21 protein-coding genes are annotated in these 21923 nt (G+C 72.6%); 7 read left to right on the forward strand and 14 right to left on the reverse strand.

Translation table 11 applies throughout. From position 1 onward, the window contains the following. Positions 1-114: 114 nt before the first annotated feature. From ABT170_RS34970 to ABT170_RS34985, 4 genes are all read right to left on the reverse strand, one after another. Complete coding sequence (locus ABT170_RS34970; protein WP_351874270.1) at positions 115-1803, reverse strand: thiamine pyrophosphate-binding protein; 1689 nt, start codon at positions 1801-1803, stop codon at positions 115-117. Positions 1804-1898: 95 nt separating this feature from the next. Next, positions 1899-2897 (reverse strand): class I SAM-dependent methyltransferase, encoded by a 999-nt coding sequence (locus tag ABT170_RS34975; protein WP_329941260.1) that lies wholly within the window; start codon positions 2895-2897, stop codon positions 1899-1901. A 241-nt stretch (positions 2898-3138) separates the two neighbouring features. After that, complete coding sequence (locus ABT170_RS34980) at positions 3139-3672, reverse strand: carboxymuconolactone decarboxylase family protein (protein ID WP_329941259.1); 534 nt, start codon at positions 3670-3672, stop codon at positions 3139-3141. A 488-nt stretch (positions 3673-4160) separates the two neighbouring features. Further along, entirely contained in the window at positions 4161-4793 is a 633-nt protein-coding gene (locus tag ABT170_RS34985; RefSeq protein ID WP_351874275.1) for an acyl carrier protein, read from the reverse strand. A 307-nt stretch (positions 4794-5100) separates the two neighbouring features. Here ABT170_RS34985 and ABT170_RS34990 point away from each other — a divergent pair, with 307 nt between their 5' ends. The 3 genes from ABT170_RS34990 to ABT170_RS35000 all read left to right on the forward strand — a co-directional run bounded on the left by ABT170_RS34990 (position 5101) and on the right by ABT170_RS35000 (position 8659). Further along, a complete protein-coding gene (locus tag ABT170_RS34990) occupies positions 5101-6336 on the forward strand; it encodes a helix-turn-helix domain-containing protein (RefSeq protein WP_329941257.1) in 1236 nt (411 codons plus the stop codon). A 398-nt stretch (positions 6337-6734) separates the two neighbouring features. Beyond that, positions 6735-7610, forward strand: coding sequence for a hypothetical protein (locus tag ABT170_RS34995; protein WP_329941256.1), 876 nt, complete (start codon positions 6735-6737; stop codon positions 7608-7610). A gap of 74 nt (positions 7611-7684) precedes the next feature. Further along, on the forward strand, positions 7685-8659 hold the full coding sequence (locus ABT170_RS35000) for a proline dehydrogenase family protein (RefSeq protein ID WP_266932834.1): 975 nt from the start codon (positions 7685-7687) through the stop codon (positions 8657-8659). Positions 8660-8726: 67 nt separating this feature from the next. Here the strand turns inward: ABT170_RS35000 and ABT170_RS35005 are convergent, their stop codons facing one another. Next, positions 8727-9395, reverse strand: a complete 669-nt coding sequence (locus ABT170_RS35005; RefSeq protein WP_351874280.1) for a 4'-phosphopantetheinyl transferase family protein — start codon at positions 9393-9395, stop codon at positions 8727-8729. Between the two features lie 166 nt (positions 9396-9561). Continuing rightward, entirely contained in the window at positions 9562-10029 is a 468-nt protein-coding gene (locus tag ABT170_RS35010; protein WP_351874283.1) for a hypothetical protein, read from the reverse strand. Between the two features lie 568 nt (positions 10030-10597). On the opposite strand from ABT170_RS35010, the gene ABT170_RS35015 reads away from it, so the two are divergent. Then, complete coding sequence (locus ABT170_RS35015) at positions 10598-11053, forward strand: hypothetical protein (protein ID WP_329941253.1); 456 nt, start codon at positions 10598-10600, stop codon at positions 11051-11053. Positions 11054-11180: 127 nt separating this feature from the next. Continuing rightward, positions 11181-12215: a carboxymuconolactone decarboxylase family protein gene (locus ABT170_RS35020; RefSeq protein WP_329941252.1), complete on the forward strand. Its 1035-nt coding sequence runs from the start codon at positions 11181-11183 to the stop codon at positions 12213-12215. A gap of 8 nt (positions 12216-12223) precedes the next feature. Here ABT170_RS35020 and ABT170_RS35025 read toward each other — a convergent pair whose 3' ends face one another. The 5 genes from ABT170_RS35025 to ABT170_RS35045 all read right to left on the reverse strand — a co-directional run bounded on the left by ABT170_RS35025 (position 12224) and on the right by ABT170_RS35045 (position 17327). Further along, positions 12224-13267 carry a prephenate dehydrogenase gene (locus tag ABT170_RS35025; RefSeq protein ID WP_351874286.1) on the reverse strand — a complete coding sequence of 348 codons (1044 nt, stop codon included), beginning with the start codon at positions 13265-13267 and terminating at the stop codon, positions 12224-12226. A gap of 69 nt (positions 13268-13336) precedes the next feature. After that, positions 13337-14140, reverse strand: a complete 804-nt coding sequence (locus tag ABT170_RS35030; protein WP_329941250.1) for a TIGR03084 family metal-binding protein — start codon at positions 14138-14140, stop codon at positions 13337-13339. A gap of 272 nt (positions 14141-14412) precedes the next feature. Next, positions 14413-14886 carry an acyl-CoA thioesterase gene (locus ABT170_RS35035; RefSeq protein WP_329941249.1) on the reverse strand — a complete coding sequence of 158 codons (474 nt, stop codon included), beginning with the start codon at positions 14884-14886 and terminating at the stop codon, positions 14413-14415. Between the two features lie 207 nt (positions 14887-15093). Further along, positions 15094-16752 carry an FAD-dependent oxidoreductase gene (locus ABT170_RS35040; protein WP_351874291.1) on the reverse strand — a complete coding sequence of 553 codons (1659 nt, stop codon included), beginning with the start codon at positions 16750-16752 and terminating at the stop codon, positions 15094-15096. Beyond that, the gene (locus ABT170_RS35045) at positions 16749-17327 is read right to left on the reverse strand and encodes a DUF5987 family protein (protein WP_351874294.1); all 579 of its coding nucleotides are present in this window, start codon (positions 17325-17327) and stop codon (positions 16749-16751) included. The genes ABT170_RS35040 and ABT170_RS35045 overlap by 4 nt, the downstream gene beginning before the upstream one ends. A gap of 269 nt (positions 17328-17596) precedes the next feature. Here ABT170_RS35045 and ABT170_RS35050 point away from each other — a divergent pair, with 269 nt between their 5' ends. Continuing rightward, positions 17597-18676 (forward strand): transcriptional regulator, encoded by a 1080-nt coding sequence (locus tag ABT170_RS35050; RefSeq protein ID WP_329941246.1) that lies wholly within the window; start codon positions 17597-17599, stop codon positions 18674-18676. Between the two features lie 25 nt (positions 18677-18701). Continuing rightward, on the forward strand, positions 18702-19478 hold the full coding sequence (locus tag ABT170_RS35055) for a helix-turn-helix domain-containing protein (RefSeq protein ID WP_329941245.1): 777 nt from the start codon (positions 18702-18704) through the stop codon (positions 19476-19478). Positions 19479-19560: 82 nt separating this feature from the next. Here ABT170_RS35055 and ABT170_RS35060 read toward each other — a convergent pair whose 3' ends face one another. Genes ABT170_RS35060 through ABT170_RS35070 form a run of 3 tightly spaced genes read right to left on the reverse strand, consistent with a single transcriptional unit; the run spans position 19561 to position 21922 of the window. After that, positions 19561-20910 (reverse strand): cytochrome P450, encoded by a 1350-nt coding sequence (locus ABT170_RS35060; protein WP_351874298.1) that lies wholly within the window; start codon positions 20908-20910, stop codon positions 19561-19563. After that, complete coding sequence (locus tag ABT170_RS35065; protein WP_329941243.1) at positions 20907-21455, reverse strand: flavin reductase family protein; 549 nt, start codon at positions 21453-21455, stop codon at positions 20907-20909. Before ABT170_RS35065 ends, ABT170_RS35060 begins: the two co-directional genes overlap by 4 nt. Then, complete coding sequence (locus ABT170_RS35070; protein ID WP_266932812.1) at positions 21452-21922, reverse strand: acyl-CoA thioesterase; 471 nt, start codon at positions 21920-21922, stop codon at positions 21452-21454. The genes ABT170_RS35065 and ABT170_RS35070 overlap by 4 nt, the downstream gene beginning before the upstream one ends. Position 21923: the final 1 nt, after the last annotated feature.

The following is a 21923-nucleotide window of genomic DNA, read 5'->3' on the forward strand; positions in this document are numbered from 1 at the left end:
CACACGCCATCCGCGAACGAAGCGCTGTCCGGGCGTCCCCGTCGCATGCACGCGGACCGGCGCCCGTACCGCTGCCCGAGTCCGCCGGTTCGCGGACCCCGGCAGCGGCCCGTGTCACCCCCGGTGGTCCGCCGGGGTCAGCAGATCCTCCAGGAACGGTGCCACCACCGCATGCACGATCTTGCAGTCCAGCAGCAGGGTGCCGGGGCAGCCGCGTTCGCGCCAGGCCGTCACCTCGGCCAGATCCGCCGGTTCGCGTACGGTGACGGCGCGGGCGCCCAGCGCGCGGGCCGTCCCCGCGAAATCGGTGTCGCCGAAGTTCACCGTCGCCGGGTCCGCCCCGCGCGGGGTGTACATGTGGTCCTCGAATCCGTACGACGCGTCGTCGTACACAACGACCAGGCAGGACCGCCCGCTGCGCACCAGGGTCTCCAGCTCGGAGAGCCCCATCAGCCCGCCGCCGTCGCCGATCGCCGCCACCGTCGTCCGGTCGGGGCGGCCGACCGCGGCGCCGACCGCCCCCGCCAGCCCGAGGCCGATGCTCTGGAAGGCGGCCCCGGTGAAGACCATCGCCGCGGGGTCGGGCACCGGCCAGTACATGGCGGGCCAGGCGATGAAGTGGCCGCCGTCCAGCACGAGGGTGCGGTCGGCGGGCAGCAGTCCGGCCAGTCGACGTGTGAGGGTGCGCGGATCGATCCGTCCCGCGCCGGAGGCGTCCTCGCAGGGCACCGTGTCCCAGCGGCGGGCGGCGGCCGTGCGGGCGGCCACCGACCGCCAGGGGCCGGGACCGTCCGCCGGGACCGCCGGGCCGAGGGCGTCCAGCAGCCGGGTGGCGACGAGCGAGGCGTCCCCGGTCACCGAGAGGTCCCCGCGCCCGGCCGGTCCCGGTCCCGGCTCCAGATCGATCCGTACGACGGTGGCGTCGGGGTCCAGCAGCCGTCCGCCGTGCAGGGTGAAGGTGTCCAGGCTCGCGCCGAAGGCCAGCACCAGGTCGGCGCGGGAGATCAGCCCGGCGGGCTCCGGGGCGGCGAACCCACCGCAGATCCCGAGGGACCAGGGGCTTTCGTCGAAGAGCCCGTTGGCCATCACCGTCGTGGCGAACAGCGCGCCGAGCCTGTCCCCGAGGTCGCGCAGCACCTTGCCGGCCCCCGAGCGCCAGGCGCCCGCTCCCGCCAGCACCAGGGGCCGCCGGGAGCGGGCCAGGGCGCCGAGCACCGCCGCCAGCTCGTCGGGCCGGACCGTCGCGGCCGGTGCCGCGATCGGGTTGGCGCCGGGTGCCGAAGGGGGGGACACCTCGGCACCCAGCAGATCACCGGGCAGCATGACGACGACGGGGCACTGCCGGGTACGGGCGAGTTCCAGCGCGGCGGAGGTCCTCGCGAGGGCGGTGGCCGGATCGGTGAGCCGTACGACGGGCACACCGAGCGAGGTGACCAGCGCGCTCTGGTCGATGTCGTGGGGCCTGGGCCCACCGGTCGGCGCGTCACCGCACAGCAGGACGACGGCGGAACGGTTCTTGGCCGCCTCGGCCAGCGCCGTGGCCGCGTTGGTGAGCCCCGGCCCATGGGTCGTCGTACAGACCGCCACCTCCCCCGTCACCCGGAAGTAGGCGTCGGCCATCGCCATGGCACCGCCCTCGTGGCGGGCCGCCGTGTAGTGGACGCCCGCCTCGGTCAGGGCCGCGGCGGCGAGGATGTTGCCGCCGCCGACCAGACCGAACGCATGGCGGACGCCGGCGACGGCGAGGGTACGGGCGACGGCGACGGCGAGGGTACGGGCGACGGCGGCGGCGAGCGTGGGCATCGGGGTCTCCTACACGCCCCGGGTCGACAGGAGGTGCCGGCTTCCGGGGGCGATGACGGCGGCAGCCGGGCGAGAGGTATCGGGGAGCGGACGGATCAGGCCAGTTCGAAGATGACCTCTCCGACGGTCAGCTCGATGCGGTTGGTGCGCACGAGCTCCCAGCCGCCTTCGGCGAACACCGACTCCCAGTCGTCGATGGTCGGCAGGAAGGTCCCCATCAGATCGTGCCCGAGCTCGAAGCCCAGGGTGAAGACCGGCAGTTCGGTGTCCGGCAGCGCCGTGCGGGTGGCGTCGCCGATCAGCAGCCGGCGTGCGGCGGGGAAGACCTCGCGCAGCCGGCGCAGGGTGGCCACGCAGTTCTCGCGCGGCCAGAAGTCGTGGCCCATCATGAAGCAGGTGACCAGCTCGATGTCGGCGAACTCCGGGCGCGGTTCCAGCCGGAGCACGTCCCCCCGCACGAACTCGGAACGGTCGGACAGGCCGATGTCGGCGGCTTCCTTGCGTGCCACCTCCAGCGACGGAGCGGCGATGTCGACCCCGATGCCCGTGGTGCCGGGGAAGCGGTGCAGCAGGTCCATCAGCCGGCCGCCGCTGCCGCAGCCGAGATCCGCGACACGGGTGACGGGGAAGTCGAGGCGCTCGATGGCGCCCCAGTAGGCCGGGGCGTAGGTGATGTCGTCGATCTCGCGGCAGGCGAACGCGATGGCCGCCGGGTCCCTGCGGTAGTAGGCGCCGGTGCGCTGTTCGTTGCGCAGCACCCGGGGGATCTGCTGGAACAGCTCGGCGCTGCCCCGGCCGAGCCAGTGGAAGAAGGACTTGTTGTGGTACACCGCGTCGAACCCGGACAGCGGGATGACGGCGGTGCCCTCGCGGTGGACCAGTCCGACCGAGGCCATGGCCCGGAAGAGACCGGTCGTGGAAAGAACGTCGAGGCCGCGGCGCTCCGCGAATTCGGATGTGTCCAGGGTGCGTTCGCGGTAGAGCTCCTCCAGAGCCCCCACCTCCCACGCGGCGGCGATGGCGAAGGCCGCGACGGCCGAGTTGTAGATCGTGGCAACGCTGCGCGCGCTGGTCGGCGCGATGTCAACGGTCACTGCTGAGCACCTCATCCCGGTGGTCCTGCGACGGGTCGTCCCCGCCCCGGCCCACCGGCGGGACCGGTGGGCGATTCGCGGTCCATGTTCCGAGCGCCCCGTCGGGGCGGGCATCTCCGGCGTTGCTCAGCTCTTTGAGCCGCGCCGTGGTGTCCGGCGCGGTCTGTTCGGGTGGACGGGGGCCGGGGTGCGGACGAGGTGGGACGAGGTGCGCGGGAGACGGCCCGGTCAGGAGCGGGGTTCAGCCCCGGTACCCCCGCGCGACGATTCGCTCGGCCGTCCGCGTGTAGTCGGCGGGGTCGGTGGGGAGAGCGGTGGCCAGTCCGTCGACGTAGCGGTTGAACATACAGAAGGCGGCGGCGATCAGAACGGTGTCGTGGAGGTCGGTGTCGTCGGCCCCCTCGGCGCGGGCCGCCGCGACCGCCTCGTCGGACACCGGGCGCGCCGCCGCCTGCACCTCGGCCGCGACGCGGAGCAGGGCGCGGAGCTTGGGGCCGACCGGCGCGGTGGCGGCGTCGGTGAGCACCGCGTCGACCAGGGCCCGGCCGCCGTCGAGCTGGGCGGCGGCGAACGCGCTGTGGGAGGCGGAGCAGAACTCGGTGCCGTTGAGCTCGGAGACATAGGCGGCGATCAGCTCGCGCTCGCCCCGGCTCAGCGAGGACGGCGCGGTCAGCAGGGCGTCGGCCAGCTTGCCCAGCGGTTCGCCGGTGTCCGGCCGGTGCGCCATCAGTCCGCTGATGCCGGGCAGATCGTTGTCGAGCGCTATGTGCGTCACGGGATGTCCTTCTGACGGCGGATCGGGGCTGCTCGGGCCGGGGCCGGGGCCGGTCAGGGCTGCTCGGCCGGAGGGGTGCGGATCAGGGCCACTCGACGTTCTCGCCGGAGCCGGTCCGGACGCCGGGCGCGGGGTGCGTGATGTTCATGGCTGCTCCTCGTACGGGACTGCGGATGCGGTCATCGGCCGATGGGCATCCGCCGATGACAGGAAGCTAGTGAAGACGGGCTCCCATGGCAACGATTTGCCAGACTTTGGCAACTTGCCTGTATGAGCGGAGTACGGGCGGAGCACGAGGAGTACGGGAGTGGAGCGCCCCGGAGCACGAGGAGTACGGGGTGGAGCGCCCCGGAGCGCGGGCGGAAGCGCCCGGTGGCGCGGCGGCGGGCCGGCTCCGGACACACGAACGCCCCCCGGACGGCGCGGGCCGGCCGGGGGACGTGAGGGGGCGAGAGTGCGAGGGGCGGAGAGGCCGAGGAGGCGGACGGCTACGCGGCGCGGCTGCGCGGCGTGTGGGCGGGGCGGGGGGACTCGGCGAGCAGCCCCCCGAGCAGCAGCACCTGGCCCGCCAGCGTGGTGGCGCCCAGGATGTCGCGCACAGGGACGTCGACGCCGAACTCCTTCTCCAGGCGCCGCACCAGGCGGGTGCCGAGCAGCGAGTCACCGCCGAGGGCGAAGAAGTCCGAGTGGTCGAAGGGGACGCGGCAGCCGAGCAGTTCGGCCCACTGCCGGGCGACGAAGGTACGGATGCTCCGGGTGGTCACGACGGGCCGGGCCCGGTGCGCCGGCCCGCGGGAGAGCCTCGTGCGGACGAGGACGATCTGGTCCCCGAGGTTGCGGCGCGACATGTCGTGCATCGTGACCACCACGCCGAACCGCTTGCCGACGCGCCGCGCCAGCCGGGTGATCAGGAGCGAGTCGCCACCGCGGGCGAAGAAGTCGGAGTGCTCGGTGAGGTTGGCGCAGCCGAGCAGGTCCTGCCACGCCTCGAAGAGGAACTCCCGGACCTCGCACACCGGATCGCCGGGCCGGACGGGCTCGTCCGCCTCCGTGCTCCGGGCTGCCGGGGTGTCGGCCGGGGCGCCCGTGGCGGCGATGACTGCAAAGCGGTCACTGGTCATTTCGGCCACTCCCGTGGACATGGTGGGTTCACCGTATCGGCTCGATCCGTTCCGTGTGTTGCCAAGTCAGCCTAGGGCAGCCCCGACCGACTTGACAACAACTTACCAAAGTTTGGGCAAGATCCTTTGCCAGGCAGAGTGGTAAGTATCCCGCCAGCAGCGGGAGCTTCCGAGGTCAGACGTTTGCCAAGCGGAATGGTTCATGGATATCCTGTGGCATAACTGGAACGAGCGGTGTGACACGACTACGGCAACATGTGCCAGGGCCGGAATCATCCGTAATCCATCCACCCGTTGGGGCGTGCACGTGCTGGAGCAGCCATCCTTCGGCCGCCGACTGAGGCAGCTGAGGACCGAACGCGGCCTGTCGCAGGCCGTCGTCGCCGGGGACGGTATGTCGACCGGTTATCTCTCACGTCTGGAATCGGGCGCACGCCAGCCCACCGAACGCGCCGTGGCGCACCTGGCGGGCCAGCTGGGCATCAGCGCCGCCGAGTTCGAGGAGTCCAGAGCCACCTCGCTCGCACAGATACTCTCCCTCGCCACCTCGCTCGAATCCGATGAGACCAGCGAGCTGCTGGCCGAGGCGCTGGAGTCGTCGCACGGCCAGGAGCCGATGCTCCGCTGGCAGGCCCTGTGGCTGCTGGGCCAGTGGAAGCGACGCCACGGCGACCAGGAAGCCGAGCGCGCCTACCTCGACCAGCTCGTCGTGCTCAGCGAGGAGATCGGCCTGGCCGAGCTGCGCTCGCGCGCCCTGACACAGTTCGCCAGGTGTCTGCGCGTCTCCGGCGAGATCGCCCCGGCGGTCGACGCCGCGGCGACGGCGTACCGGCTGGCCCGGGACAACAGCCTCTCCACCCAGGACGTGGCGGCCACGCTACTGGTCCTGGTGTCCGTGGAGGCGGAGGCCGGACGGATGCCGGACGCCCGCAGGCACGCGGACGAGCTGACCGCACTGGTCGAAGGGCGTTCCGACACCCTGTGGGCCGAGTCTCTGTGGACGGCGGGCGCCCTGAAGGTGCGGGAGGGTGAGTTCGACGCGGCCGAGTCCCTGTTCCAGCGCGCGCTGGACGGCTTCGACAGCCGCGAGAACCTCACCATCTGGCTGCGGCTGCGGGTGGCCATGGCGGAGCTCCAGCTGCAGAAGTTCCCGCCCGACCTCGATGCCGCCCAGCGCTGCATCGAGGCCGCCGAGGCCGCTCTGCCCTTCGCCCGTACGCCCGCACTGGAGCAGTCCCTGACCGCCCTGCGCGCCCGTCTGGCCTTCCACGAGGGCCGGCCGGCGGACGCCCGTGCCCTGCTGGACCGGCTCGGCCGGACCGATCTGCGCCTGCCGTACCAGACGCGGATACGCCTGGAAGTGCTCGGCAATCAGCTGCGCATTCTCGGCGGCGAGGAGGACGAGGGCCTGGCCGGCCTGCAACAACTGGCCCTGCAGGCACAGGAGAACGCCAACATCGATCTCGCCGCCGAAATCTGGCGGCTGGCCGCGGAGTGCCTGATGGAGGCGCGGGGCAAGAAGCAGGGCGTCGCAGCGGGCTGACCACCGCCGGCCCCGCCGGCCGAGCCCGCTTCCTTCCCTCCGCCTTCCTTCCCGCTCCCCTCCCTCACTCCTCTCCCTCACTCTTCCTCGCCGAGCCGCCTTCCCTCCTCTCCCCCTCGGGCTGTCCCACCGCCTCCCCTCCCCCGGTGCCGCCGGGAGAGGGGAGGCGGTCGCATGCCCGCTCTCCCGGGCCCCACTGTTGCCAACACGTGCCACAGTGTGGCAACATTTTGCCTACACATGGAAACGTGAATACTGAGCCCGGATGTGACACTTCCGACCAGAGGTGGCGGACCGTGGAAATCGCGAGATCGAACAGGGAATTCTCCGCTGTGGCGGTACTCGTCGACACCGAACCGCTTGGCAATGTATTGCCAAAATCCTTTGCCAAATGGGGGGTGGGCGTCGTCCAGGTACGCAGCGACTCCGGTGCCGATCCCTGCCGGACCGCGGCCCTGATCGCCCGGCACCACCCCCTGGGGGTCATCGCCGGGCGGGCCTCCGGCGTACCGCTCGCCGCGGCGCTGGCCGGACGGCTCGGACTGCCGGGGGTCCCGGTTCCCCCGCCGCTGCCCCGGCCGGCCTTCCCCCGTGCCCCCCACCGGTCCGACGAGCGCGAGTACACCGTGGAGACCGTCTCGTGCGCCGGCCGGCATGTCGTCGTCGCGGTCCGACGGCACCGTACCCGGCGGCAGGGGCCGTTCACCGTGCCCGACCGCACCTCGCTGGCAGCACCCGGTCACGGTCCCGTGTCCGCGCTCATCGCCCGCACCCGGGACACGCTCGACGCGCTCGGGATCACCCACGGCCCGGCCCGCACCTGTCTGGTGCTCACTTCCCGGGGCCCGCAACCGGTATCGGCCCTCCCCCTGCTCGGCGACGTCCTGCCCGGATACGACGACCTGTGCCTGGGCACCAACCTGGCCGATCTGACCGCACTGGCCCATGTCCACCCCGAGGAGTTCCTGGACCGGTGGGCCGGAGCGGACTACTCCCCCCTCTGCGAGGCCGATGTCCTCGTCACCGGGGTGGAGCCGCACGGCACGGCCGACCGGCTCGGCCAGGACGTGATCAATGCGATCGAGTCGCTGCCCTCCGTCTACTGCTTCGACCCCGGTACGCGGCCGGGCACCGCTGTCCGCACGGCCGCCGGACGCCGGGCCTGCACCGGTGTCATCCACACCCTGCACCGGTCACGCCGGCAGCTGGCACTGGACCGGCTGCGCATCCGCAGGCTGACCCGGCCCCAGGAGAAGGCCTCGTGCCCCGGCTGACCGCGGACCCGGCGCCGGACGCCGCCCGCACCGCAGCCCTGTCACGCTCCGAGGACCGACACCGAGGCGCAGCCATGACCGACGAACTCTCCCAGCGGGCCCTGCTGGAGGCCGCTTCCGAGGGGCTGCGCAAGCTCGCCGCCGACTCCCTCGTCCGCACCGCCCCGACCGGGCCCGGCTCCGTCCTCCAGGACATCCTGGCCCCCGCCGCGCGGCGCTACGTACCCGCGCCGGACCGGGCCGGATTCCTCGAACGCGCCGACCGGCTGCGGACCAAGGGCTATCTGCTGAGCGCCGAGTACACCACCGACCGCCCGTACCCGGACGACCCCGCGGAGGTCGAGCGGACCGTCGCGGAGTACCTCGCCCTGCTCGCCCACGAACCGGTGCCCGAACGGCTCGGCTTCGACCTGGCCCAGGTCGGCCTGGCCCGGTCGGCCCGCCTGGCCACGCGCAACACCGGCCGGATCGTGACGGCCGCGGCCAGCCGCGGGAGCGAGGTCGTCCTGAGCATGGGGCCCGCCCCCGGCGTCGATACCGTGCTCGACGCCTACCGCGAACTCCGCGCCAGCCACACCAACCTCGGCATCACCCTCCAGGCCCATCTGCACCGCACCCCGCACGACGCGGCGGAACTGGCCCGGCCCGGCTGCACGATCCGGCTGGTCAAGGGCGCCTCACCGGAGCCCGGCCATATCGCCCTGCCGCGCGGCCCGGCGCTGGACGACCGGTACCTGGATCTCGCCCAACTGCTCCTGGAGCGCGGGGTCCGGCTCAGTCTGGCCACCCAGGACCCCGCGCTGCTCGCCTCGGCACGGCAACGGGGACTGCTGCGGCGGACCGTCGAGATCGAGATGCTCCACGGTGTGCAGCCGGCCCTGCTGCGCCGCTTCCGGCAGGACGGCCTGGTGTGCCGCATCCATGCCCCCTACGGCACCGGCTGGTGGCCGCATCTGCTGCAACGGCTGGCCGAGCACCCCCCGATGGTGCTGCGGGCACTGGCCGACATCGGAACGGACGGCGCCGCCCCCGCCGAGAACAGCTACTGACCCGGCGGGAGGCGGGAGCAGCCGGCGTCCGTGAGGAGAGAGGACGGCCACGACCCCCGCCGCGCGGTCATCCGGGCAACGGTCCGCCGGCCGCGACCGCCGCCGCCGCCGCGTACCCCATGGGCACCACGACATCCTCCACCCGCCAGCCGGGCGGCGCGGCGGCCGTCGGCCCGGTGCCCACATAGTCCAGCGAGGGACTCCGGGCCAGGCCCGTACCGAGACCCTTGAGGTAGGCCTCCTTCCGTACCCAGACACGGGCGAACGCGTCCGGGCGCACACGCTCCTCACAGGCCGCCAGTTCCGCCTCCTCCCGAGGATGCAGCACCCCCCTGATCTCGTCGGCGGCCTCCACCGAACCCGTGGTCTGCACGTCCACGCCCACCGGTTCGTCGGCGAAGGCGAGGAGCGCCAGATCACCGCTGTGCGACAGCGAGAAGTGCAGCGGCACCCGGAGGTCCTCCGCCGCGGGCCTGCCGTGCGGCTCGCCGCAGCAGGGGCAGGGCTCGCGACGGAAGCGCACCCGGTGCGCCGCGATGCCCAGATGGGCACCGAGCAGGACCCGGAGGGCGACATGGGCGGTGACGTAGCACCGCCGGTCCAGGGGGCGGCGCAGCTCGGCCGCACGGTCGTGTTCCGCATCGTCCAGGACCTGCCGGGCGAGGTCGTCGACCGCCCCGGGCCGTACGTTCGCGTCGGCGAGCCACAGTTGGCAGGCGCCCCCGGGCGGGCGCACCGGGCCGAGCGCGGCACCGGGAACCAACAGCCGGGGTACCAGCGGCCGGGGAGCCGGCGGCCGGGGAGCCGGCGGCCGGGGAGCCGGCGGCCGAGGTACCAGCGGCCGGGGAGCCCGGAGCACCTGGACCACGGGCGCCGCACCCCGCGTGCTCCGGACGCTGGGGTCAGTACGCATGACCGGAGGCCGTCGCCACGACGAACCCGTACGCGGCGTCCAGGGTCCGCCGGCTCTGCCGGGCGGCGTCGGAGTCCCGGTCCGGCACGTCCCCGTAAGGCGCTTGCCCGTACGGCACATCCCCGTACGGCCCGTACCCCCCGTACACCACCGGCAGGGACAGCAGGCCGGCCAGGAGGCGGGCCAGTCTCCCGTCGTTCTCCTGGACGAGTGCGAGGGAGCCCTCCCACAGCGCGGCGCGCACCCGGTCCGCGGTGAGCAGGCCGTCGCCCGCCGCCGCCGCCGCGAGCAGGCCCGCGATGCGCCGCTCCAGCGGAGTGGGGGCCCAGGAGCCGCCGCGCGCGTCCGCCACGAGCGCGTCCAGGAAGCCGCACGGGCACACCGCGGGCAGGAAACCGCACGGGCACACCGCGGACGGCTGCGGCGTGCCCGGGGACCGTACGGGGGCGTTCGGCATGGTGACTCCTCGGGGAGGAACGGGTGTCGGAGGCGGACCGGCCCCGGCGCGGGCGGAGCACTCCGGCGGTTCCGGCACCGCACACGGCCGGCGGGTCCGTCCAGCGGTGCGGTGACGGGTCCGGAGAGGGGTCTCCGGGGGTCGGGGGCTGCCTGCCGTCCGCCGTGTCCGGCACGCGGGAGCACGCGCGGGCGGTCACGCCCCATCCAAGGCGCGGCGACCGCCGAAGGGCACGCGAAGATGGCCAAGTCGCGGCACAATCCGTGGCCGGCCCGCATTCAGGCAGGTCCGAAGGGCTGTCCGGGGACGATCCGCGGAGTCGCACCGATCGTTTCTGCGCACGTGAAGCGATCGTTCTGCGCACGTGAGCCGATCGTTTCTGCGCACGGAAGGAGACGCCCGCCCCCGGCCACCGGTCCGAGAATGATGCTTCTCGGCACGGGGTGGCGGGCCGCCCGGCGGACCGGACACGGACCCACCCGGTACGGAGCCCCCGCCGCGCACCGCGCCGCGCGCACGCCGAACCGCACCACCGGTCCGGTGCCAGACCCGGCATGGGAGGCAGAGCATGAGCGATATCCGCCCGGCGGCCCACGGGGCCGAGAAGGAACCGCCGGCCGCGCCGGCACAGGTGCTCGGGGCGGCGGCCTCCGCCTCCACCGCGTACACCTCGGCGGCGGCGAAGGGCGCGGCCACGGCGCTGGTGCGCATGTTCATGGAGCAGGGGGTGTTCGGCTTCGCCGGGGCCGTTCCCGACGAGGACGGCCCCGGGGACGCGGACGCCTTACGGACCACCTCCACCGGGGCCGATGCCGAGGCCGCCGCCGAGATCGCCGCCGCGGCCACTGCCGCCGCCGAACCCACGGACTGGGACCGGATGTGCGCCGCTGTCGCCCGCGCCGAGGCGAACCGGCCCGCCCCGGAGTGTCAGCCGGCCGCCCCGGGCCTGCGGCTGCTGGGGGAGGCGGTGGCCCGCGCCGGGTCCCGCGCACCCCGGCTGCGGGCGGTGCCCCCGGCCGCCTGAGGTTCCGGGCGGGCAGGGCGAGCAGTCCTGAGGATGCGCCGGCGCGGACCGCGCGGCCAGTATCGGTGCGCTGGCCCACGGCCGCCGAGAGCCGTAAGGGGAGCCCTGGCCGAGGAGGTGCGCGGCGGTGAGACCTGTTGTCAGGACAGTGCTGCGAGGCGCGTTGAAGCAGGTGCGGTACGTGGAGGCGGTGCCCCCGGGCCGGGCCCGGGGGCTGGTGGCCGCGGTGTACACGCAGGCGGAGAGGGACTTCGGGGTGCTCGCTCCGCCCCTGGCCCTGCACTCCCCCGCCCCGGTCGCACTCGCCGCGGCCTGGTTGATGCTGCGGGAGACCCTGCTGGTCGAGGGGGAGGCCGGCCGGGCCGCCAAGGAGGTCACCGCGACCGCCGTCTCCGAGGCCAACACCTGCTCGTACTGCGTCGATGTGCACCGGGCCACTCTTCAGACGCTGGAGCCGGAACCGGCCGAGACCGAAGCCGCGCTCGCGGCCTGGGCCCGCGCCACGGGCCTGCGCGCCGCCGACGGCCCGCGCGTTCCGGCGGCCTCGGCCGCCGAGGCGGCCGAACTCTGCGGAGTGGCCGTCACCTTCCACTACATCAACCGGATGGCCGCTGTCTTCCTGGCCGACTCCCCGATGCCCGACCAGGCCCCCGGATTCCTCCGCGGTCCCATCATGCGTACGGTCGCCCGCTCCATGCGGCCGGTCGGTCCGGGGCCGGTACCGGCCGGATCCTCGCTGAGCCTGCTGCCCTCCGCACCCCGGCAGTCCCTTCCGGGGTGGGCCGGTGGAAGTCCGGTGGTGGCCGATGCGCTGGGCCGGGCGGTGGCGGCCGTGGACGGTGCGGCGGACTGGGTGCCGCAGCCGGTCCGCGAGCGGCTGGCCGACCGGCTGGCCGCATGGGACGGCGGCCCGGCGGCCCTGAGCACGGCCTGGCTCCAGGAGGCCTCGGCCGGACTGACGGCGCCGCAGGTGCCCGTGGCCCGGCTGGCGCTGCTGACCGCCTTCGCCGCCCACCGGATCACCGACGCCGATGTGGCCGCGTTCCGTGTGTTCCATCCCACCGACCGGGAGCTGGTCGAACTCACGTCGTGGGCCTCACTGACCACCGCCCTCTGCGTGGGCGGAAGGCTGGCCGGCCCCCGGCCGGTGCCCGGCCGCTGAGCGGCGGGTCACCGGGCGAAGCGACGGATGCGCGGTACCGGGCCCGCCGGCCGGCCGGGCCGCAGGAGCAGTGAGCGGTAGGGCAGATACGGCGGCCCGGTCCTCGTGCCCGCCGCCGCACGGGTGCGTGCGGCGGCGGGCACGGGTGCGGCGGGACCGCCCGCGGGGCCGGTCCCGGCCGTGTTCGCGGCGGTCGTCCCGGCCGCCGCGAGCAGCGCCGCGCGGCCCGCGTTGCCGCGGTCGAGCAGCTCGCGCACCCCGTCCGAGGGACCGGGCCCACCGGCCCTCAACTCACGTGCCAGACAGCCGAGTTCACCGGCCAGCCGCTCCACCGCCTCCGCCACCACCGAGGCGTTCTGGCCGAGGATGTCGGCCCACAGCCCGGGGTCGCTGCCCGCGGTCCGGGTGGTGTCCGTGACCCCGGAGCCGGCCAGCGCGAGGATGTCGGGGCCGAGCCCGGCGAGTTGTCCCGCGAGTGCGGAGGAGACGACCTGCGGCACGTGCGAGAGCGCGGCAGCCGCCCGGTCGTGGGCGGCGGGTGTCAGATCCCGGCGGACGCCCCCGCACAGCCTCACCAACGCGTCGACGGCGGCGAGCGCCTCGGGGTCGACCGTCGGATAGGGGCACAGGATCCAGGGGCGTCCGGCGAAGAGGTCGGGCAGGGCCGCGCCGGGGCCGGACAGTTCCCGGCCCGCCATCGGATGGCCGGGCACGTAGCCCAGCAGGTCGCTGCCGCGCAGCGCCGCCTCCGCCCAGATGTGTTCCTTGGTGCTCGCCACATCGGTGTACGCCCGGCCGAGCCCGCGCGCCTGGGCCCTGTACAGGGTGTCGACGACGGCGGACGGCGGGGTGGCGATCACCACGAGGTCCGCGACCGGGGTGTCCACGGTCAGCGCGGTCCCGGCGCCCATCCGGCAGGCCTCGTCCAGGGCCGCGGTGTCCACGTCGTCGAGGGCGACCCGCACCCCGGCCCGGGTGAGGGCCAGCGCGACGGACGTACCGATCAGACCGCAGCCGATCACGATGACTCGATCCGGCCTGGTGCTCGTCATGTCTTCTCCCTGGTGGGCTTCTGGCACGGCTGTGGCGGGGGCGCGCGGTTCGCGGTGGCCGGCCGCCGGTCACTGTCCGGCGTCCGCGAACTGGCCGGGCTTGCGCCCTTCACCGGCCGGGCCCCGGTAGGCCTGCGCGATGCTCAGCCACTGCTCACCTGCCGGTCCGGTCGCGGTCAGGGCGAGGTCGTCGCGGTGCCGGCGGCGGGTCACCAGCAGGGCGAAGTCGTGCGCGGGGCCCTGGATCGTCTCGGCCGCGTCCTCGGGACCGACCGACCACACCTCGCCGGAGGGGGCCGTCAGGAGGAAGCGGAAGGGCTCGGCGGGCGGGGTGAGACCGTGCGACTCGTAGCCGAAGTCGCGGGTCAGCCAGGCGAAGTCGGCGATGTTGCGCAGCCGATCGGTGGGCTCCCTGCGGACTCCGAGGGCGTCGGTGATGTCCTGGCCGTGGGCGAAGACCTCCATGATTCCGGCGCAGCCCAGGACGACCGGCGGCAGCGGGTTGACCAGCCACGGCACCACCTGACCGGCCGGCACCGCGGCGAGCGCGTCGATGGACGCCTGGCCCAGGGCCCGGAAGCGTGCGACCAGTTCGCGGGGCGGGAAGGCCTTGAACTGGGCGAGGGCGGCGTTGACCGCTCCGTCGAAGTTACCGGCGGCCGCGGCGGTGATGGCCTGGAACGCCTGCGGTTCGGCGGCGGCCGTCCTGGCCAGGTTGAAGACGAAGGTGAGGTGGGCGATCTGGTCGGCGACGGTCCAGCCCGCGGCGGGGGTGGGGGTCTGCCATGCCTCGTCGTCCAGGTTCTCCACGATGCCGGCGATCTCGTCGATGTCGGCGGCCAGGTGCTTGAGAACGTCGTTGAGCGTGTTCATTTCTCGTCTCCTTCTCATACGGTCTTCGAGGACTCTGCGGGGCGGACCCGATCGGGTCCTGTGAAGCAACTCACCGGCCATGGGGGACGGTCGAGGGGTGACGCACGGAGCGGCTGAGCGGTGACGCACGGATACGGAACACACGGGCGGAACACGGGTGCGGAGCACGGTGGAACACGGGTGCGGAGGACAGGACCACCGGGTCGTACCGGCCGTCCGGGGCGGGCCGTGCGCGCGGGCTCCCGCCGTGCGGGGCGGGGCGGCGCGGCCGGTCAGGCGGCGGCCCGGCCCGCGAGCGGACGCAGCCGGCCGGTGTACGGCGCGAGCGCCTCGGCCAGGGCCTCGGGGATGACGGAGGGCACGGTCGCGGTGTTCGGTCCCCGCATGCAGGCGATCCGCTGCTTGCCCCGGGCCACCAGCGTCTCGCCGCCCCCCTCGGCCACCTTGACGTAGTCGAAGGTGAACTCCAGCTGGGTCTGGCCCAGCTCCGACAGCCGCATCCGGATCGACAGCTCGTCGAAGGCCGTGATCTCGGCGAAGAACTCGCAGTCCACCTTGAGCGTGAAGAGCTTGAGGTCGTTCTGCACATCGGCCAGCACCGCCGGCGCCTTCTGCTTCAGGAACAGCTCGCGGCAGCGGCCCTGCCAGCGCAGATAGTTCACGTAGTACACGTTGCCGACGAGGTTGGTCTCCTCGAAGCCGACGGTGTGGGTGTACTCGAAGTAGTCGGTGGTCGTGGTCGTCATCGTCCGTAGCCCTTCGTCGTGGTCCGTGGTCCGTGTGCCGTCAGGTCGTCGGGGTCCGGCCCTTCGCCGGTTGTTTGAAACAACCCACTGTCCGGACGCGTCCGCCCGGGGCGATTCCTCGCCGTGCGGACGCGGGGCGTGCCGGTGGGGTGGGGCGGCGGGTGCGCCGGGGTGCGCCGGGCGGGCCCGGCGCACCCCGGGGCGGAATCAGGTCCGGGTGAGTGTGGGCAGCAGCGGCAGGACCTTCTTGCGGCCACTGCGGGAGCCGTCGGGGGCCGGGGCACCGTAGGTCACGGAGATTCCCTTGCGCTGGGCGGCCTGCACGATGCCGGGGACGGCGCGTTCGGCCAGGGCGGCGATGGTCATCGCGGGGTTGACGGTCAGCGCGCCGGGGACGGCAGAGCCGTCCGTGACGAAGATTCCGGGGTGGTCACGCAGCTCGTTGCGGTCGTCGAGGGCCGAGGTGAGGGGGTCGTCGCCCATCCGGCAGGAGGACAACGGGTGGACCGTGTAGGCACCGACCAGGTCGTTGGTCCAGGGCATCACCTTTGCCAGGCCGTCCTTCTCCAGGATCTCCTTGACCTCGGCGTCGGAGGCGGCCCAGGCGCCCAGGGTGTTCTTGGTCGGGTCGTAGCGGAGGTTGCCCCGCCCGAGCATCTGCTGGGAGATGCGGTGCGCGTTACCGGTCGCGGGCGGCGGGCCGAAGACGCCCTCGTTGTCGTCCTCGATCATCGAGAAGATCGTGAGCCAGGACGTCCACTTCTTCAGGATCTCCTTCTTCTCCCTGCCGAACCAGGTGGGCCCGGCGGCGTCGGGGACCTGGGCCAGGATCGTGCCGAGGCCGGGCGGGAAGTAGAGCTGTTCCAGGGAGTAGCGGGAGTACTCGGGCAGTGAGCCGTCCAGCTTGTCCCAGCTGGCGACGGTGGGGCCCTTGCCGATCTGGTTGGCCGCGTACGCCAGCCCGTCACCCCGGTCCAGACCGAAGAGTTCGGCCGCCCTCTTCTCGTCGATGATGGCGGTGTTGAGCCGCTCGCCGTTGCCGGAGAAGTAGCGGCCGACCGCTCTGGGCATCGTGCCGAGGTGGGCCTCGCTGCGCTGGAGGATGACCGGAGTGGCGCCGGCCCCGGCGGCCATGACCACGATCTTCGCCTCGATCACACCGCTGCCGGCCTGGAAGCGGTAGTCCTCGTCGTGGATCACGTTGTAGTGGACCCGGTAGTCGCCGTCCGAGGTGCGCGATATGTGCTGCACCTCGTGCAGCGGGCGGATCTCCGCCCCGTGGGCGAGCGCGGCCGGAAGGTAGTTGACCAGCAGCGACTGCTTGGCCTCGAACCGGCACCCGGCCATCATCCAGTTGCAGTTGACACACTTGGTGTTGTCGATGGCGACGGCGAGCGGATTGGCGGTGCGGCCGGCGTGGTTGCAGGCCGCGGCCCACAGGCCGCCGGCGTAGCTGACGTCGTTCCAGTCCTGCTTGGCCACCGAGAGGGACTCCTCGACCCGGTCGTACCAGGGGTCGAGCGTGTCCCGGCTGACCGCGCCCGGCCACATCCGCCGGCCGATGGAGCCCTGCCGGTCGAAGACGAAGCGCGGGGCCCGGGGCATGGCCGCGAAGTAGACGACGCTCCCTCCGCCGACACAGTTGCCGCCCAGGATGCTCATCCCGTCGCCGACCACGAAGTCGAAGGCCCGGGTGTAGGAGGAGCCGAGCTTGTAGTCGTGCTCGAAGTCGGCGCTCTTCAGCCAGGGCCCCCGTTCCAGGACGGTGACCTTGGCCCCGCCGGCGGCCAGGTGGTACGCGGCGATGGCGCCGCCGAATCCGCTGCCGATGACGAGGACGTCCGTGTGCTCGGCCGTGCTGCTCATGCTGGGCTCCCGGAGGGCGTGGTGTCGGGGTGGAGTCGGGCGAGTTCACGGCCGTAGCCGAAGTCCTTGAAGCGCCAGAGCCCGTCCGCGTCGGGGTGCGAGAGGCCCATGGCGGCGAGACCGGGGTGGCCGTCCGCCAGGGCCTGTGCGGTGGGCAGATGGGCCGCCGAGTCGAAGGCCATGTTGCAGAAGAGGGAGAGCATCACCCAGAAGTCCTTCTCCGGGTGTCCGGGGGTCGTCAGCAGCAGGATCAGGGCGGCACGGTCGTCGTAGTCCAGTGCCACGAAGGGCGGTACGGACGGGTCGAGGGCGATGTTCCGCTCCGCCGCGTAGGCGGTGGCGTGCTCGTTGACCAGGCGGGCCAGGTCGTCCAGCCCGTCGTGGATGCCGGTGGCGTCCCACTGGAGGAGTTCCAGTGCTCCGGCCTGGACCGCGCCGCCGCCGGTGGCGACTCCGGCGATGGCGCGGTCGCCGTCATGACGCTTCTGTCCGGGAACGATGGTGTCGGCATAGGCCTCCAGGGTGATGGTCCGGAGTTCGCCGTCCGGCGCCACTCGCTCATTTTCGCTTCGCAACTCGGTCTCCTTTCGGATCGTGCGGAGTGGGGCGCCTTGCGGCGTGATGGAAAGCTAGAACCGGTCACGCCGTTCAATCAACTCGCCAAAGTCGTCGTGAGCGATTCCCCGACTCCCCTGAGTTGTCTCTTCGCGCCCTGAGAACAGGCCTGATCTGCACTCTCCTCATTAGGCTCCATACCTGGCTGTATTCAGCACCCGCACGTGACATTCCTTCTGCTCCTACACGGGCACGCAGAAGTGGGCCTGGTCTCATGCTTGGGGGAAACGTGAAAGGCACGGACGCTGACCAGCGTGAACAGGATCAAAAATCCCCGCAGTTCGTGCGGATCAATGAACTCCGCCCGGCCGACTCACCTCGTCTGAACGGCATCGACCAGGCGCACGTACGCCGGCTCGCCGCGATGTACGCCTCGCTCCCGCCCGTGCTGGTGCACCGGCCCACCATGCGTGTGGTCGACGGCATGCACCGCATCGGTGCCGCCGAGCTGAAGGGCCTGGACGCGGTGGAGGTCCGCTTCTACGAGGGCGCCGAGGACCAGATCTTCCTGCAGTCCGTGTCGGCGAACATCACCAACGGCCTGCCCCTGTCGGTGGCCGACCGCAAGACGGCCGCCGCCCGCATCCTGACCTCCCACCCGAGCCTCTCCGACCGCGCCGTCGCCGCCCATGTGGGGCTGGACGCCAAGACCGTGGCGGGTGTCCGCGTCTGTTCAGCCGCGGGTTCTCCGCTCCTGAACATACGTACGGGAGTCGACGGCCGCGCCCACCCCCTGGACCGCACCGCCGAACGGATGCACGCCGCCTCGCTGCTGGCCAGCAACCCCGACCTGCCGCTGCGCACCGTCGTCGAACGCACCGGGCTCTCGCTCGGCACCGCCCACGACGTCCGCAAGCGGCTGCTGCGCGGCGACAACCCCGTTCCGCGCAGCCGGCAGTCCACCGGCGTGGCCGCGCCGGCGACCGAGCCCGCGGCCGCGCCGGACGACGCCCCGGCAGCCACCGCCCCGGACCCCGTACGGCCCGTTCCCGCCGGCGCCCAGCCCCCGGTCTCCCCCCGGTCCCGCGCGCCGCTGGACACCCTGCGCAAGCTCGCCAACGACCCGTCCCTGCGCCACTCCGACAACGGCCGCGAGTTCGTCCGGTGGCTGCACAGCCGCTTCATCGTCGACGAGGCCTGGAGGAAGCGGGCGGAGGCGGTACCCGCCCACTCCGTCGACGCCGTCGCCGATCTGGCCCACCACTGCTCCGAGGTCTGGCAGCGCTTCGCCGAGGACCTGGCCAAGCGCCGGCACGCCCCGGGAACGCAGATCGCGGAAATCCGTACGACTCAGCCAACTCGACGTTGACGCAATGCCTCGACAGGGAGATACGGTGACCACCAACACCATCGAGCACGCTGTCCGCCGGGTGATCGGTTACATGCATGTCAACCTCGGGCAGGACCTCACGATCGACGACATGGCACGTACGGCCATGTTCAGCAAATTCCATTTCACCCGGATCTTCCGTGACGTCACCGGAACATCACCGGGCCGCTTTCTGTCCGCGCTGCGGATACAGGAAGCCAAAAGACTTCTCGTGAACACGGACTTCAGCGTCGCCGATATCAGCAGCCAGGTCGGGTACAGCAGCGTCGGAACATTCAGTTCCCGCTTCAAGGCCTGCGTGGGACTCTCACCGAGCGCGTACCGCGATTTCGGCGGTGTGCTGCCGAACTTCCCGGCGACCGTCACCCGCGCCTCGTCCTTCGCGTACACCCGTCTGTCGCTGCGCGGCCGGGTGCTCCTCACCCCCGGCCAGCAGCCCGGTGACGTCTTCGTCGGTCTCTTCCCCAGCCGGGTCCGTCAGGGCCGGCCGGTGCGCTGGACGATGCTCGACGGTCCGGGGGACTTCGAGCTCAAGGACGTACCCAACGGCACCTGGTACGTCCTGGGCCACTCCGTCCCCCACGGACACGAGCACCAGTCCTTCGGCTCCGGGGAAACGGACATGCTGTCCGTCGGGCAGCACGGGCCCGTCTCCGTCCACCCGGGTGAGATCCTGCGGCCGGTGGAGATCCTGCTGCGCCCGGTGGACGAGCTGGACCCCCCGCTGCTGCTGGCCCGCTTCGGCTCGGCCGACACCCTCTCCCGCGGTGCGCTGCGCTGACCCCGCGGCGCACCCCGGGCATGACGATGCGGGGCCGGACACAGGAGTTGTGTCCGGCCCCGCATCGTCATGCCCGGGGGCCTCAGCCCACCGGATGCACCGTCATCGGCAGCCCGCCGCGCATCCGCAGCGAGAGCATGGGCTCGGCCACCGCCCGGTGGCCGGGGACGGTACGCAGTTCCAGGTCCCGGGTGACCAGGGCCGTGACGAACACCGCCTCCATCATCCCGAGGTTGCTGCCCACGCAGAACCTGGGCCCGGCGCCGAACGGGATGTACGCGTACCGGGGCCGGCTGGCGACCCGCTGCGGGTCGAACCGCTCGGGGTCGAACCGCTCCGGCTCCTCCCACAGGCTCGGGTTGCGGTGCATGATGTACGGGCAGATCAGCACGTCAGCCTTGGCGGAGACCCGGAAGCCGCCCACCTCGTCGGCCCGCTGGGCGACCCTCGGCAGCACCCACACCGGCGGGTACAGCCGCATCGCCTCCTGCACCACCTTGGTCGTGTACGTCAGCCGGTGCAGATCCTCCACGTCGGGGACCCGGTCACCGAGGACGGCGCGGGCCTCCGCACGGACCGCGGCGCGCACCTCGGGATGACGCTCCACCAGGTGGAGCGTCCAGCCGAGGGTGCTGGCCGTGGTCTCGTGCCCAGCGAGCAGCAGCGTGACCAGTTCCTCCCGCAGCCGTTTGCGGACCCCGGCGGGGTCGTGCTGCTGCTTGCGGGCCGCCACGATGATCCTGGACAGCGCGTCGTCGGCCGGCTCACCGCCGGCCATCCGCGCGCTGCGGTCGGCGACCAGCAGGTCGACGACCCGGTACAGCTCCCGGCGGGCCACGCGGAAGCGCCGCTGCGCGGGCAACGGGAGCCACCAGGGCACCATGCCCTGGCTGACCATCTCCAGCATGGCCTGGTCCTGGACGTCCTCGAAGGCGTGCGCGACGGATTCGTGCGCCGTGAGGTCGGAGTCCAGCAGGGTGCGGCCGAGCACCCCGAGGGTGAGTCCGGTGACCTCCTGGAGGACGTCGACCGGTCCGCCGCCCTCGTGGGTGCGCAGCAGGGCGACGAGCTTGGCCGCCTCCTCGGCGACGGCGTCGGCCTGCTGGTTGATACGGCCCGGTTTGAACGCGGGCTGCACCGCCCGGCGCTGGTTGCGCCAGACCTCACCGTCGCTGGTCAGCAGCCCGTCGCCCAGCACCCGGCGGGCCTGCACCAGGCCGATGCCCTTGTGGTAGTTGGCGCTGTTGTCGGCCAGGACGTGTTTGGCGTAGTCGGGCCGGTTGAAGATGTAGAGCTTCTTGGGTCCCATGGACACCCGGACGGCGTCGCCCAGGGCGGCGGCGTCCTTCATCATGCCCAGGCGGTCCACGGAGAGTTTCCTCAGGAGCCCCGGCAGGGCCCGGACCGGCGGTCCGGGCGGGTCGACGCTCATGCCGCCCTGCCTTCGCGGTGTTCGGGGAGGAAGCCGCGGAAGCGCCCGTCGGAGAAGAGCAGGGACTCCCGGTCGGGCCAGCGCGCGGCCGTGAGGACCTTGCCCAGGAAGATCGTGTGGTCCCCGCCGTCGTACATCTGCCACTTCCCGCACTCCAGGTGGGCCACCGCCCCCTCGATCAGCGGGGCGTCGGAGACCTGTCCGGGCGTCCAGCCGACGGTGTCGAACTGGCCCGCTCCGGCGGGGCGCGACCGGTTGGCGAAGTGCCGGGCCACCGTCTCCTGGCCGACGCCCAGCACCGACACGGAGAAGGTGGACGAGTGCTCCAGGTTGTGGTGCATCACCGCGTCCTTGTTGACGCAGAACAGCACCAGCGGCGGGGCGAGGGAGACGGACGCGAAGGAGTTGGCCGTCATGCCCCGCGGGGCATCCCCGCCGACGGTCACCACGGTGACCCCGGTGGGGAACGCCCCGAAGGTCGTCCTCAGTTGTTTGCTGTCCAGCACATCGACGAGCTCCGCGGGCGGAGCAGCCATCAGACTCATATCTGCCTCCCAGCCGAAGGCCGGGAACCGGCCGCGTAAAGTGCCAGCACTCGCGCCAGCACGTCGGGGATCATTGCGGGAACGGGGGCGGTGGGCGGACCGCTCATGACGGCGACGCGCTGCCGGCCGTGGGCCACCAGCACCTCACCCTGTGGTGTCTCCTTGACGTACTCGAAGACGAGACCGAACTCGGTGTGGCCGATGTCCGCCACCCGTACACGGACGGACAGCCGGTCGCGTGCCTGCACCGCCTCCAGCAGTTCGCAGTCCGCCTGGAGGGTGAACAGCCTCGTACCGTCGGCCCGGTCCTCCGCGTGGCCGAGTGCCTCGCGGAAGAACTCCCGGCGGCAGCGTCCCTGCCAGATCATGTACGTCACATAGTCGGCGGTGCCACAGAGATCGGTCTCGGCGAAGGCGACCGTGTGCCGGTACACGGAGTGGCTGTCCGTGCCCGTCGTCGCCGTCATG

Source organism: Streptomyces sp. NPDC001787 (assembly GCF_040297465.1).
Classification (GTDB): Bacteria; Actinomycetota; Actinomycetes; order Streptomycetales; family Streptomycetaceae; genus Streptomyces.